The sequence below is a fragment of the Bradyrhizobium diazoefficiens genome (genome assembly GCF_016612535.1).
GTDB lineage: Bacteria > Pseudomonadota > Alphaproteobacteria > Rhizobiales > Xanthobacteraceae > Bradyrhizobium > Bradyrhizobium diazoefficiens_C.
Map to the genome: position 1 here is coordinate 2,066,517 of NZ_JAENXS010000001.1, position 13,071 is coordinate 2,079,587.

At 64.9% G+C, this 13,071-nt stretch carries 12 protein-coding genes; 11 read left to right on the top strand and 1 reads right to left on the bottom strand.

What is annotated here, in order from left to right:
• Window positions 1-96: 96 nt before the first annotated feature.
• From miaB to trmB, 8 genes are all read left to right on the top strand, one after another.
• The gene (miaB, locus tag JJE66_RS09685) at window positions 97-1,494 is read left to right on the top strand and encodes a tRNA (N6-isopentenyl adenosine(37)-C2)-methylthiotransferase MiaB (protein WP_200514059.1); all 1,398 of its coding nucleotides are present in this window, start codon (window positions 97-99) and stop codon (window positions 1,492-1,494) included.
• Window positions 1,495-1,558: 64 nt separating this feature from the next.
• Window positions 1,559-2,557 (top strand): PhoH family protein, encoded by a 999-nt coding sequence (locus JJE66_RS09690; RefSeq protein ID WP_200514060.1) that lies wholly within the window; start codon window positions 1,559-1,561, stop codon window positions 2,555-2,557.
• Window positions 2,558-2,639: 82 nt separating this feature from the next.
• Window positions 2,640-3,128 (top strand): rRNA maturation RNase YbeY, encoded by a 489-nt coding sequence (gene ybeY, locus JJE66_RS09695; protein WP_246756141.1) that lies wholly within the window; start codon window positions 2,640-2,642, stop codon window positions 3,126-3,128.
• A gap of 1 nt (window position 3,129) precedes the next feature.
• Complete coding sequence (locus JJE66_RS09700; protein WP_246756143.1) at window positions 3,130-4,248, top strand: hemolysin family protein; 1,119 nt, start codon at window positions 3,130-3,132, stop codon at window positions 4,246-4,248.
• A complete protein-coding gene (gene lnt, locus JJE66_RS09705) occupies window positions 4,245-5,858 on the top strand; it encodes an apolipoprotein N-acyltransferase (RefSeq protein WP_200514063.1) in 1,614 nt (537 codons plus the stop codon). The genes JJE66_RS09700 and lnt overlap by 4 nt, the downstream gene beginning before the upstream one ends.
• Before the next feature lie 232 nt (window positions 5,859-6,090).
• Entirely contained in the window at window positions 6,091-6,504 is a 414-nt protein-coding gene (locus tag JJE66_RS09710) for a helix-turn-helix domain-containing protein (protein WP_200514064.1), read from the top strand.
• An 85-nt stretch (window positions 6,505-6,589) separates the two neighbouring features.
• On the top strand, window positions 6,590-7,747 hold the full coding sequence (locus JJE66_RS09715) for a M20 family metallopeptidase (RefSeq protein WP_200514065.1): 1,158 nt from the start codon (window positions 6,590-6,592) through the stop codon (window positions 7,745-7,747).
• On the top strand, window positions 7,744-8,454 hold the full coding sequence (trmB, locus tag JJE66_RS09720) for a tRNA (guanosine(46)-N7)-methyltransferase TrmB (protein ID WP_200514066.1): 711 nt from the start codon (window positions 7,744-7,746) through the stop codon (window positions 8,452-8,454). The genes JJE66_RS09715 and trmB overlap by 4 nt, the downstream gene beginning before the upstream one ends.
• A gap of 31 nt (window positions 8,455-8,485) precedes the next feature.
• Here the strand turns inward: trmB and JJE66_RS09725 are convergent, their stop codons facing one another.
• The gene (locus JJE66_RS09725) at window positions 8,486-9,568 is read right to left on the bottom strand and encodes a DUF2336 domain-containing protein (RefSeq protein ID WP_200514067.1); all 1,083 of its coding nucleotides are present in this window, start codon (window positions 9,566-9,568) and stop codon (window positions 8,486-8,488) included.
• Between the two features lie 368 nt (window positions 9,569-9,936).
• On the opposite strand from JJE66_RS09725, the gene rimP reads away from it, so the two are divergent.
• From rimP to JJE66_RS09740, 3 genes are read left to right on the top strand one after another with little or no spacing between them, the layout of a single operon-like run.
• The gene (rimP, locus tag JJE66_RS09730; protein ID WP_200514068.1) at window positions 9,937-10,692 is read left to right on the top strand and encodes a ribosome maturation factor RimP; all 756 of its coding nucleotides are present in this window, start codon (window positions 9,937-9,939) and stop codon (window positions 10,690-10,692) included.
• A gap of 2 nt (window positions 10,693-10,694) precedes the next feature.
• Window positions 10,695-12,305 (top strand): transcription termination factor NusA, encoded by a 1,611-nt coding sequence (nusA, locus tag JJE66_RS09735; RefSeq protein WP_200514069.1) that lies wholly within the window; start codon window positions 10,695-10,697, stop codon window positions 12,303-12,305.
• 23 nt (window positions 12,306-12,328) lie between these two features.
• Window positions 12,329-13,012 (top strand): RNA-binding protein, encoded by a 684-nt coding sequence (locus JJE66_RS09740; RefSeq protein WP_200514070.1) that lies wholly within the window; start codon window positions 12,329-12,331, stop codon window positions 13,010-13,012.
• Window positions 13,013-13,071: the final 59 nt, after the last annotated feature.

Genomic DNA, 13,071 nt, shown 5'->3' on the forward strand with positions numbered 1-13,071 from the left:
AACCCGGAATGACGGTCTAGAAGGGGCCCCAATCGCTGGATTTCTGGCCTCCCAGGCTATATCTGAGGGCTGTCCTCCACCTCAATTCCGGGTTCCATGAAGCCGCCGCGCAAGCTGCACATCAAATCATATGGCTGCCAGATGAACGTCTACGATGCCCAGCGCATGGTGGACACGCTGGCTCCGGAAGGATTCGTGGAGACGGCCAGCGCCGAGGATGCCGACCTCGTCATCCTCAACACCTGCCACATCCGCGAGAAGGCCTCCGAAAAGGTCTATTCCGAGCTCGGCCGCCTGCGCGTCGCCAAGGACGAGGCCGTACGCGGGGGCCGCGCCATGCAGATCGCGGTGGCAGGCTGCGTCGCGCAGGCCGAGGGCGAGGAGATCGTGCGCCGCGCGTCGGCGGTCGACGTCGTGGTCGGGCCGCAGAGCTATCATCATCTCCCCGAATTGTTGAAGCGCGCCGGCAAAGAAGGCCGCGCGATCGAGACCGAGTTTCCGGCCGCCGACAAGTTCGGCTATCTCGCCCAGCCGAAACCCGAAGCGATCCGCGCCCGCGGCATTTCCGCTTTCGTTACAGTGCAGGAAGGCTGCGACAAGTTCTGCACCTTCTGCGTCGTGCCCTATACGCGCGGCGCGGAGGTCTCGCGCCCCGTGGCAAAGATCGTCGACGACGTGAAGCGGCTCGCCGACAACGGCGTGCGCGAGCTCACCCTGATCGGGCAGAACGTCAACGCCTATCACGGCGACGGCCCTGACGGAAAAAGCTGGGGGCTCGGCAGGCTGCTCGAACATCTGGCGCTGATTCCCGGCATCGCGCGGCTGCGCTATTCGACCAGCCATCCCCGCGACGTCGATGACACCTTGATCGCCGCCCACCGCGATCTCGACGCCCTGATGCCGTTCGTGCACCTGCCGGTGCAGTCGGGCTCGGACCGAATCCTGGCCGCCATGAACCGGAAACATACCGCCGATGATTACCGGCGTGTCATCGACCGATTCCGGGCCGCGCGCCAAGACATTGCTTTTTCATCAGATTTTATCGTGGGCTTCCCGGGCGAGAGCGAGCAAGATTTTCTCGCCACACTCGCGCTTGTCACGCAAATCGGCTACGCTGCGGCGTATTCGTTCAAATACTCCGCCCGGCGGGGAACGCCGGCCGCGGATATGCAGGAGACGGTGTCCCCAGCCGAGATGGACCAGCGATTGGAGCGGCTCCAGGAACTGATCGACAGCCAGCAATCGGCCTTCAACAAGGCCGGGATTGGCACAACGATCGATGTTCTGTTCGAGCGCCCGGCGCGCAAGGCCGGCCAGATCGTCGGCCGCACCGCATTTCTCCAGCCCGCGCATGTGATGGCCTCGCCCGACATCATCGGACAAATCCTGCCGGTGCGGATCGACAGCCTCGAACGTTACAGTTTCCTCGGCGAGCTCGCCACGCCACATCTTGCGCGCGAGCCCGCTTTATCATCCATCGCCACTGGAGCCTGAACCCTTGCCAAAAAGCGCATCGGATTCTTCTTCTATTGCTCCCAGCCGCAAATTTGATCGCGACATGCAAGTTCCACCCGAGACCCAGGTCGTCATCGACTTCGACGACAACCGCGCCGCATCCGCGCTGGTCGGACCTTACGGCCAGAACCTGGCGCAGATCGAGCGGCGGCTCGGCGTGGTCGTGGACTCCAAGGGCAACCACATCACCATCGGCGGCACCCGCGACGGCTGCGACGCGGCGCGCCGCGTGCTGGAAACGCTCTACGCGCACGCCGTGAAGGGGCAGGATGTCGACCAGGGCGAGGTCGAAGGCGCGATTCGCGCCGTCATCGCGCAAGGCTCCCTGTTCGAGTTCGACGCCAAGTCGGCGAAGTCCGTCTTCGACAGCATTAACTTGCGCAAGCGCCCGGTGCGCGCGCGCACGGCGGCGCAGGATTCGTACATCCGCGCGCTGAAGCGCCATGAGCTGGTGTTCGGCATCGGCCCCGCCGGCACCGGCAAGACCTGGCTCGCAGTCGCGCATGCCGCGCAATTGTTCGAGCGCAAGGAAGTCGACAAGATCATCCTGTCGCGTCCAGCGGTGGAGGCCGGCGAGCGGCTCGGCTTCCTGCCCGGCGACCTCCGCGAGAAGGTCGATCCTTATCTGCGCCCGATCTACGACGCGCTCTACGACCTGATGGATGCGCGCATCGTCGAGCGCGCACTCCAGACCGGCGAGATCGAGATCGCGCCGCTCGCCTTCATGCGCGGCCGCACGCTGACCAACGCCGCAATTATCCTCGACGAGGCGCAGAACACCACATCGATGCAGATGAAGATGTTCCTGACCCGTCTCGGCGAGAACAGCCGCATGATCGTGACCGGCGATCCCTCGCAGATCGATTTGCCGAACGGCCAGACCTCGGGGCTCGCGGAAGCGACCAAGTTGCTGAGCGGCGTCGAAGGCATTGCGCAAGTTCATTTCACCGCGGAAGACGTGATCCGCCACGAGCTCGTGGCGCGGATCGTCTCGGCCTACGAAGGCTTGCCACAGCGGCCGGCCGCCGGCAAAAAAACCTGACGGGACAACAGCCGGACCCTGCGGGCGCGGATACGGCGCCTTTTCGTTCCGAACAAAGACAATGTCACACCCCAACCTTCCCATGACCGAGGTTCTCGTCGTCGCCGATTGCTGGCAGCGCGAGCCCGACGCCGAAGCCGTGATCCAGCGCGCCCTGGCGGCCGCCGCCGAATCCGTCGACGACGACGTTGCGGAAGCGGAAGTGGCCGTCATGCTGACCGATGATGCCGGCATCCGCACGCTCAACGGCAACTGGCGCGGCATCGACAAGCCGACCAATGTGCTGTCGTTTCCCGCGCTCCAGCCGGAGGGTGAATGGAAGCCGGGCGACGCACCGCGCATGCTCGGCGACATCGCGATCGCCTACGAGACCATGCAGCGCGAGGCGGACGAGGAACACAAGCCGTTCGATCATCATTTGAGCCATCTCGCCGTGCATGGTTTCCTGCATTTGATCGGCTACGATCACGAGAACGACGGCGACGCGGAACAGATGGAAGCGCTCGAAACCGAGATCCTGGCTCATCTCGGCATCCCCGACCCCTATGCAGATCGCGCGGGGGCGCACTGAGATGCCGGATTCAGACCCTATTCACGACAATCCGCGCAACACGGCCAATCTCCCGGCCGTAGTGACGCCCGGCGAAGCCCTGCGCCCGACCGCAGACGGCTGGTTGCTGCGCGCCATCCGCACGCTGTTCGGCTGGAAGGCCGGATCGGTGCGCGACGATCTCCAGGTCGTGCTCGACGCGACGACGCCTGGCGACACCGGCTTCTCCGCGGTCGAGCGCACCATGCTGCGCAACATCCTCGGCCTGCACGAGCGCCGCATCGCCGACGTCATGGTGCATCGCGCCGACGTCATCGCAGTGAAGCGCGACATCCCGCTCGGCGAATTGATGGACCGGTTCGAGAGCGCCGGCCATTCGCGCCTCGTCGTCTACAACGAGACGCTCGACGATCCCGTCGGCATCGTCCACATCCGCGACCTGCTCGCCTTCATGACCGTGCGTGCGCGCGTGTCGGAAGCCACCAAGACCAAGCGCAAGAAGCCGCTGCCGGCCGGCCTCGACCTGCGCAGCGTCGATCTCGCGCTGCCGCTGCAGGACGCGCGCATCATCCGGAAGCTGCTCTATGTGCCACCGTCGATGCGGGCGATCGATCTGCTCGCGCAAATGCAGGCCACGCGCATTCACCTTGCGCTGGTCGTTGACGAATATGGCGGCAGCGACGGGCTGGTCTCGCTCGAGGACATCGTCGAGCAGATCGTCGGCGAAATCGACGACGAGCATGACAGCGACGAGCCGCCGTCGATCGTCCGCCTGCCCGACAATGCCTTCATTGCCGATGCCCGCGCCAGCCTCGACGACGTCCGTACAGTGATCGGCGAGGACTTCGTCACCGGCGAGGCCGGCGAGGAAGTGGAGACCCTGGGCGGCTATCTCGTCAGCTTCGTCGGCCGCCTGCCCGTGCGCGGTGAAGTGATCTCGGGTCCCGGTCATTACGAAGTCGAGGTGCTCGATGCCGATCCGCGCCGCGTCAAGCGGTTGCGCATCGCGACGCGGAAGGAACGCCCCGCGCCGCGCACCCAGCGCGAGAGCCGCCGCCGCGAGGCCGCGCCGGAGAGTGGGCAACCGCCGGCCGGCGACACGCCAACTCCGCCGCCTGCCGACGGGACCGGCCCGCAGTGAGCCCGTTCCAGCGACTCCGCCAGATTGCCCTTGCCATCATCCTGACTTGGGGATGGAAGCGCGCGCTCCTCGCGATGGCGTGCGGCGCGCTGTCGGTGCTGGCGCTGGCACCGTTCAATGCCTGGCCGGTGCTGTTCATCACCTTCCCCGTGATGGTCTGGCTGATCGACGGCGCCGGCGCCGGACGATATGGCGGTGTCCCCGCGGCGGCGCTGACCGGCTACTGGTTCGGGCTCGGCTATTTCATTCCCGGCCTCTACTGGATCGGCATCGCCTTCTTCGTCGACGCCGACGTGTTCGCCTGGCTGACGCCCTTCGCCGTGCTGGGCTTGCCGGCCTATCTCTCCATTTTCACGGCCATCGGTTTCGCGCTGGCCCGTCTGCTCTGGACCAAGGATGCCACCCGCATCCTCGCGCTCGCCGCGAGCCTCACGGTGAGCGAATGGTTGCGCGGGCACGTGCTCACGGGCTTTCCCTGGAACGCTTTCGGCTATGCGCTGTCGGAGCCGCTCGCATTGGCACAGACGGCATCGCTGATCGGCCAGTGGGGCATGACGTTCCTCACGGTCGCGATCTTTGCGAGCCCTGCCGTGCTGATCGACCGCACGCGCGATCGCCGCATGGCATGGCGCATGCCGGCCGCGGCCATTGCGTTGCTGGTCGTCATGGGCATCTTCGGCGCCATCCGCCTGTCGCTGCATCCGACCACCATGGTCGCGGGCACCAGGCTGCGACTGATGCAGCCGAACCTCCAGCAGGATGCAAAGTTCAACTACTCCGCCAAGGCGGAGGTGATGAAGAAGTATCTGGCGCTGTCGGATCGCTCCTCCGGACCGCAATCGACCGGCGTGCGCGATGCCACCATTCTGATCTGGCCGGAATCCGCGTTTCCGTTCTTCCTGACCCGCGAAGCCGATGTGATGGCCGAGATCGCCGAGCTGTTGCCCAAGGGCACGGTGCTGATCACCGGGTCGGTCCGCGCCCCCGACCTACCTCCGCGCACGCCGATCACGCGGGCCTATAATTCGATCTACGTGATCGACCACGACGGCAGCGTGCTCGCGGTCTACGACAAGCTGCATTTGGTTCCGTTCGGAGAATATCTCCCGTTCCAGGACACGATGGAGAAGCTCGGCTTCGAGCAACTGACGCGCATGCGCGGCGGCTTCATTGCCGGCACGGTGCGGCACGTGCTGCCGGTGCCGGGGGCGCCGCCCGCGCTGCCGCTGATCTGCTACGAGGCGATCTTCCCCGGCGAGGTTGGGACGCGCGACGAGCGTCCGGGCTGGATGGTGAACCTCACCAATGACGGCTGGTTCGGCATCTCGACCGGGCCGTACCAGCATCTGGAGCAGGCGCGGATGCGCGCCATCGAACTTGGGCTGCCGCTGGTCCGCTCCGCAAACACCGGCATCTCGGCCGTGGTCGATCCGGTAGGCCGCACGGTGGCGAGCCTCGGTCTCGGAATCGAAGGCATTTTGGACGCAAACCTGCCCACCGCAATCCCGCCCACAATCTATGCGAGAGTCGGTGACATCCCCGCAGCGATGCTCGTCGCGCTGGCTGTGATTCTGGCGGTGCGACGCCGTTTGGCCAAACGGCACCCCTGATTACGCCGTCGCTAGCGGTTTCCGGCGAGGCGGCGGGGAAACTTTTGACAATCGTGGTCGCACGGTTGACAGACTGCACACGGGCTCCCCATTCTGCACCCGCTGCAAAAGACAGCGGTGCATTGCTAAATTTCTCCGCAATGTTTCCCCAATCAGGGTGAAGTTTTGACGTCGCTGGCACCTGAGGAATACTTTCTATTGCGCCGAGGGTGGTGTTTGGAGGGCTGAGGAAATGTCGAAAGCGCCCAACCCTGTTGACAGATATGTCGGCAGTCGCGTGCGTATGCGCCGCATCATGTTGGGCATGAGCCAGGAAAAGCTCGGTGAAGCTTTGGGCCTGACATTCCAGCAGATTCAGAAGTACGAGAAGGGCACGAACCGCGTCGGTGCGAGCCGTATCCAGCAGATTGCCGAGATTCTCCAGGTGCCGGTGTCGTTCCTGTTCGAGGGCGGTCCGAGCGGCGTGGCCGGCCCTAACGGCTTCGCCGAAGGCGCTTCGCCCTCCTACGTCTCCGATTTCCTCGCGACCTCCGAAGGGCTCGCGCTGACCAAGGCCTTCACCCGAATCACCGATTCGAAGCTGCGCCGTTCGATCGTCGATCTCGTCGAGCAGATCGCCGCCCGCGAAGGTCCGGACAAGCGCTGACACGCCACTTCATTCCGATTTGAGACTGCGCCAAATCTGGCCTATGTCGTCATTTGCGGACGCGCTTTGCGCGGCCTCCGCCGAAATGATACGATTCGAAGGCACAGATACGTCCATGGCGAGCTCCAATTCGTTCGATTCCCAAACTATCCTCGCTGGTATCCGCCGCTGGGTGGAGATCGAGACGCCGACGGAAGTGCCTGAACAGGTCAACAAGCTGACCTCGGTGGTCGCCGACCATTATCGCGATCTGCCCGTCACGCTCGAGCGCGTCGCCGGCGTCGATGGCTGCGGCGATCATCTCGTGGTGCGTTCGACCTGGGGCCAGGACCGCCCCGGTATCTTGGTGCTGAGTCATCTCGATACCGTTCATCCGATGGGCTTCATCGCGCGCCTGCCTTTCAAGGTCGAAGGCGACAGCGCGTTCGGCCCCGGCATCTACGACATGAAGGGCGGCGCCTACATCGCCTATCACGCTTTTCGCGAGCTTTGCGCCAGGCCCGACCGTCCGCCGCTTGGCATCACCCACATGTTCACCTCCGACGAGGAGATCGGCAGTCCCACCTCGCGCGCTCTCATCGAGCAGGAAGGGCGCAAGGCCAAATACGTACTGGTGACGGAGCCGGCGCGCGACGGCGGCAAGATCGTCACCGGGCGCAAGGGCGTCGGGCGTTTCAAGATTTACATCAAGGGCGTGCCCGCACATGCCGGCTCGCGGCCCGAAGACGGTCGCAGCGCCGTGCGCGAGCTCGCCAACGTCATCCAGACGCTGGAAGGGATGAACGATTTGAAGCGCGGCGTCACCGTCAATGTCGGCGTGGTGCGCGGCGGCACGCGTCCCAACGTCACGGCGGAAGAGGCCTATGCCGAAGTCGATCTGCGCGTGCCGAGCTTCAATGACGCGGAAGAATTCGTCGGCAAGATCCTTGGACTGACGTCGAAGACCGACGGCGTGACCGTCACCGTCACCGGCGAGCTCAACCGTCCGCCCTACGAGAAAGGCAATGCCGGCGCCTCGCTGTACGAGCACGCGAAGACGCTGGCCGCGGAGATCGGTTTCGAGCTGATCGACACCCACACCGGCGGCGGCTCGGACGGCAATTTCACCGCGCCGCATACCGGCACGCTCGACGGACTCGGCGTCGACGGCAAGGGCGCACACACCCATTATGAGCAGCTCTACGTCTCCTCGCTCGAGCCGCGCGCCCGGCTGCTCTATCGCCTGTACCAGACGCTGCGATGAGCGAGCGCAAATCAGATCCCGATCGCGACGATAGCGAGCGGGCCTTCTTCGGACGGCGCAAGGGCCACAAGCTCAGGCAGCACCAGGCCGAGCTGGTCGATCATCTGCTGCCGCATCTTTCGCTCGACATCACGACGGAGAGGCCCGCGAACGCCGCCGAGATCTTCGATCCAGCGGCGGAAGACGCGCGACTCGAGATCGGCTTCGGCGGCGGCGAACATCTCGCGGCGGAAGCGCAGACCTTCGCGACGACCGGCTTCATCGGCTGCGAGCCCTATGTCAACGGCATGGCCAAGATCCTCGCGCAGATCGAGGCCGCCAACATCGCCAACATCCGCCTGTTTGCCGGCGACGCCGCCGAGCTGCTGGCCTGGCTGCCGAACGCGTCGCTGTCGCGGATCGATCTGATCCATCCCGATCCCTGGCCGAAACGGCGGCACTGGAAGCGGCGCTTCGTTCAGGACCGCACGATCGCCGCGATGGCGCGCGTGCTGAAGCCGGGCGGTGAGTTCCGCTTCGTCTGCGATATCGACGATTACTGCGCCTGGACGCTGTCGCATCTAGCGCGCGCGTCTGATTTTCAGTGGCTTGCGGAACGCGCCGACGATTTTCGTCAGCCCTGGGCCGACTACACCATGACGCGCTATGGACGAAAAGCCGCGCGCGAGGGGCGCAAGGCGGCATATCTGCGATTCAAGCGACTCTGATTATTGCTTGAGCATGATTTTTTCGGATGCGCTAGATCGTTCGCCGGTTGCGCCAGAAATTCACGACGCGCTCGGCGGTCGTCGGCATCAGGCGCGTGAAGTTTACGCGCGCCTGCTCCAGATCGGCATCGGCCGGCATGCGATGCGGGCCGTACCACATCAGGACCAGCGCGCGCACCGTGGGCCAGCCGAGATTCAGGACCCGGCCGAGGATCAGGATCGGATCATAGCGGTCGCCCGCGATCAGGCGGTCGAGGATCGAGAGCCTGACGCCGGCCATCGCCGAGAGTGAGGCGACCGATTCCTCGTATTTGAGCGCCTTGGCGAAGCCGAGCAACGCGCTCTCGCCGAGATGACCGCCGCGATGCAGGCCGAGCACCGTGCGTTGCGCGGCGGAGAAATCGCGCCGCGGACCAGGCGGCAGCGCGGCCTCCTCGATCGCGGCCATGGCGCGCTTGATCTCGACTTGGCGCGCCGGATGGACCACGCTGGAGAGACGACGCCGAATGACGTCGAGCGTGCCGTCAAGAAGCTGTTTGAGGTGCTCGCCGGAGAGATCCTCGCGCTGGCCGATCTTGAGCGTCAGCACGCCGTCCTGGCTCGCGCGCTTGATCAGCTCCGAATAGCCGTCGGCTGAGAAGATCGCACCGGCATTGCCGGCGGCGCGGCGCACCACGTCGCGATCGCCGCGTTCGACTAGAACGTCGGTGATTTGCGTCGACAGGGTCGGCCGCTCCGTCATCGCCAACAGATGGCCCTGGCCCTTCAGCCGGGCGATCTCGACGAGTGCGGCTTCATCGAGCACGGGCGAGCGGCGCAGCACCGGGCCCGCCACCAGGATTTCGTTTTCGCGGGCGAGCTGGCCCACCAGATGCGGCGGAGCATTGTCCAGCTGCGAGAATCGCTCGGCCAGATCGACGCGCGAGGCAAGCTCCGCGTGCGGGACGAGATCGATCAGGAGATTGTCGAAGAGATCGACGAGGTCGGGACGAAGATTTGCGGCGTCCTGAAAGAACAGCGCGGCGATGGCGCGCGCGATCTCGCCACGGCGCCGGGGATCACCGCGTTTGACGATATCGTCCAGTCCGGGAATGAGCGACGTGGCAACGGTCATGAAACGCAACTCGAATCTGGCACGCCGTGGGCGCGCCATAGGCTCAAGCCGCCCCACAATCGGGGAATTTAGCCCCGTTTCGTGAAGGAAGCGTTGCTCCGGCGCTGCCGGCCGGGGCGCAAAAAGCCCGCATCCGGCTGCGATGGGCCTTGTCCGGGCGGGTGGAAAGCGCTATATCACCGCCAATTCATCTTCTCATACGATCCGCGTAGTGAGAGTGGGCCCGAAAGGACCCGCTCTTTTTTATTACCTGAGCGCGGCTTGGCGGAAGATGCGGCCCGACCGACTGTCGGGAAAGTTCCGAAGCGGGCTTTGACGTCTTAACCAAGCCTTAACCATCGAGACCATCGAGCGCCTTGACCCCTGATATGACCGAACCGAACACTGGTTCCACCGATGCCGAGTTGCTGGCCGAGCCGAGGCTCGTGGTCGAGCCGGGCGCCGCGGCACGGGTGTCTGCGGTCGCAGGTCCGGTGCTCGAGGGCATGGGCTACCGCCTGGTGCGAATCCGCATCTCGGGCGAGGCCGGCTGCACCGTGCAGATCATGGCCGAGCGGCCGGACGGCTCGATGCAGCTCGAGGATTGCGAGGCGATCTCGCGGGCCCTGTCGCCCGTGCTCGACGTCGCCGACCCCATCGATCGCGCCTACCGGCTGGAAATCTCCTCGCCGGGGATCGACCGCCCGCTGGTGCGCCGCTCCGATTTCGAGCGCTATTCCGGCTATCTGGTGAAGATCGAGATGGCGGTCGCTCATGAGGGACGCAAACGGTTCCGCGGCACGCTCGGGGCCGTCGAAGGCGACCGCGTGCATCTGCGTCGCGACGACGCCAAGGCAAACGACGATGTCGACGTGCTCCTGACGATGGAAGATATCGGCGAGGCCCGACTGGTGCTGACCGACGAGCTGATCGCGGAATCCATGCGCCGCGGCAAGGCCGAGGAACGCCAGATGCGCCGCGATCTCGGCATCGCGCCGCCGCAGGCACCGCACGCGGAGATCAGTGCGAAGACCACCAAGAACACCAAGCCGATGAAGAAGCCGGCCCCGACCAATACCAAGAAACATCGTCTTGCCGCCGAACGCGCGCGGCGCGGCGAGATCGAGCCTGACGAAGGAGACTAGCCATGGCAGTCAGCGCCAATCGACTTGAATTGCTCCAGATCGCCGACGCCGTCGCCCGCGAGAAATCAATCGACCGCGGCATCGTCATCGCGGCGATGGAAGATGCCATCGCCAAGGCGGCGCGGGCCCGTTACGGCAGCGAGACTGACGTTCATGCCGAGATCGATCCGAAGAAGGGCGAGCTGCGGCTGTCGCGCCACATGCTGGTCGTCGACAAGGTCGAAAACCACTCCAACCAGATCTCGCTGGTCGACGCGCAGCGCGCCAATCCCGGCGCCCAGGTCGGTGACACCATTGCCGACACGCTGCCGCCGCTGGAATACGGCCGCATCGCCGCGCAGTCGGCCAAGCAGGTGATCGTGCAGAAGGTGCGCGAGGCCGAGCGCGACCGGCAATATCAGGAGTTCAAGGACCGCATCGGCGACATCGTCAACGGCGTCGTCAAACGCGTCGAATATGGCAGCGTGATCGTCGACCTCGGCCGTGGCGAAGCCATCATCCGCCGCGACGAGATGCTGCCGCGCGAAGTGTTTCGCAACGGCGACCGCGTCCGCGCCTACATCTTCGACGTCCGCCGCGAGACCCGCGGTCCCCAGATCTTCCTCTCCCGCACCCACCCGCAGTTCATGGCGAAGTTGTTCGCGCAGGAAGTGCCGGAGATCTATGACGGCATCGTCGAGATCAAGGCGGTCGCCCGCGATCCGGGCTCGCGCGCGAAAATTGGCGTGATTTCCCGCGATTCCTCGGTCGATCCGGTCGGCGCCTGCGTCGGTATGCGCGGCTCGCGCGTGCAGGCCGTGGTGAACGAATTGCAGGGCGAGAAGATCGACATCATTCCGTGGTCGCCCGACATCGCGACCTTCGTGGTCAACGCGCTGGCGCCGGCCGAAGTCTCCAAGGTCGTCATCGACGAGGACCGCGAGCGCATCGAGGTCGTGGTGCCCGACACCAACAACCAGCTCTCGCTGGCGATCGGTCGTCGCGGCCAGAACGTCCGCCTCGCCTCGCAGCTCACCGGCTGGGACATCGACATCCTGACCGAACAGGAGGAATCGGAGCGCCGCCAGGCCGACTTCGAGAACTCCACCCGCGTCTTCATGGAATCGCTCAATGTCGACGAAGTGGTCGGCCAGCTACTCGCGTCCGAAGGCTTCACCTCGGTCGAGGAACTCGCGATGGTAGACCTCAAGGAACTCGCCGGTATCGAGGGTTTTGACGAGGAGACTGCGCAGGAGCTGCAGAACCGCGCCAGCGAATATCTCGATCAGCAGGAAGCCGAGATCGAGGGCCGGCGCAAGGAACTCGGCGTCGAGGACGCGGTCAAGGACGTGCCCGGCGTGACCTCGAAGATGCTGGTGAAGTTCGGCGAGAACGACATCAAGTCGGTCGAGGACCTCGCCGGCTGCGCCACCGACGATCTGGTCGGCTGGACCGAGCGCAAGGAAGGCGGCGAGCAGACCAAGTTTGCCGGCGCGCTCGACGGTCTCGGCGTCTCCCGCGACGATGCGGAGGCCATGATCATGCAGGCTCGCGTCAGGGCCGGCTGGATCACCGAGGCTGATTTGGCCAAGCCGGCCGAAGAGGCTGAGGCGGCCGAAGATCAGCCGGCTTAAGGGCGAAGGAGGATGTCGCCCGGATGCTTGCCAGCACTGACAACGAACTCGACCATGGACCGCGGACCGAAAGGTCCGCGACCATGCGGATGTGCGCTGTCAGCCGCGTGGTCCGGCCGATCGACGAACTGATCCGCTTCGTTGTATCGCCCCAGGGCGACATAGTTCCCGATCTCAAGCGAAAGCTGCCCGGACGGGGCATGTGGGTGACGGCATCGCACCAGGTGGTTGCGGAAGCCGTCCGTCGTCACCAATTTACCAAAGCCTTCAGGCGCGACCTGCGCATTCCCAAGACGCTTCCCGCCGACATCGAGGCGCTCCTGGTACGGAGCGTGACCGAAGCCCTTGGGATTGCTGCCAAGGCGAGGCAGGTCGTCGCCGGCTTCGGCAAGGTCGAGAGCGCCCTGCGGGAAGGCACGGTCGAGGTCCTGATCCATGCCAGCGACGGGGCCGCGGACGGAATCCGCAAATTGGACATGCTGGCGCGGCAAAATGACGGAAATCGCGGTGTCCAGCCGCCGATTCCCGTCGTCACCGCACTGAAATCGATAGAATTGGATTTGGCACTTACCCGGTCAAATGTGATACATGCTGCCCTGCTCGCGGGCCCGGCGAGCAAGTCATTCCTGTCACGTAGCCAGATGCTGGTCCGATACCGGCTGGCGGACGATGACAAGACTGCCGAACAGCCCGGCCAGGATTTCTGAGAGACAACGACGACCCGATAGGATGGTGCGGCAACGCACAACACTGACAAATCAGGATT

Bases quoted from the DNA above. Each gene is read 5' to 3' on its own strand.
- miaB (WP_200514059.1), top strand. From the start codon at position 97: ATGAAGCCGCCGCGCAAGCTGCACATCAAATCATATGGCTGCCAGATG.
- JJE66_RS09690 (WP_200514060.1), top strand. From the start codon at position 1,559: ATGCAAGTTCCACCCGAGACCCAGGTCGTCATCGACTTCGACGACAAC.
- ybeY (WP_246756141.1), top strand. From the start codon at position 2,640: ATGACCGAGGTTCTCGTCGTCGCCGATTGCTGGCAGCGCGAGCCCGAC.
- JJE66_RS09700 (WP_246756143.1), top strand. From the start codon at position 3,130: ATGCCGGATTCAGACCCTATTCACGACAATCCGCGCAACACGGCCAAT.
- JJE66_RS09710 (WP_200514064.1), top strand. From the start codon at position 6,091: ATGTCGAAAGCGCCCAACCCTGTTGACAGATATGTCGGCAGTCGCGTG.
- JJE66_RS09715 (WP_200514065.1), top strand. From the start codon at position 6,590: ATGATACGATTCGAAGGCACAGATACGTCCATGGCGAGCTCCAATTCG.
- trmB (WP_200514066.1), top strand. From the start codon at position 7,744: ATGAGCGAGCGCAAATCAGATCCCGATCGCGACGATAGCGAGCGGGCC.
- JJE66_RS09725 (WP_200514067.1), bottom strand. From the start codon at position 9,568: ATGACCGTTGCCACGTCGCTCATTCCCGGACTGGACGATATCGTCAAA.
- rimP (WP_200514068.1), top strand. From the start codon at position 9,937: ATGACCGAACCGAACACTGGTTCCACCGATGCCGAGTTGCTGGCCGAG.
- nusA (WP_200514069.1), top strand. From the start codon at position 10,695: ATGGCAGTCAGCGCCAATCGACTTGAATTGCTCCAGATCGCCGACGCC.
- JJE66_RS09740 (WP_200514070.1), top strand. From the start codon at position 12,329: ATGCTTGCCAGCACTGACAACGAACTCGACCATGGACCGCGGACCGAA.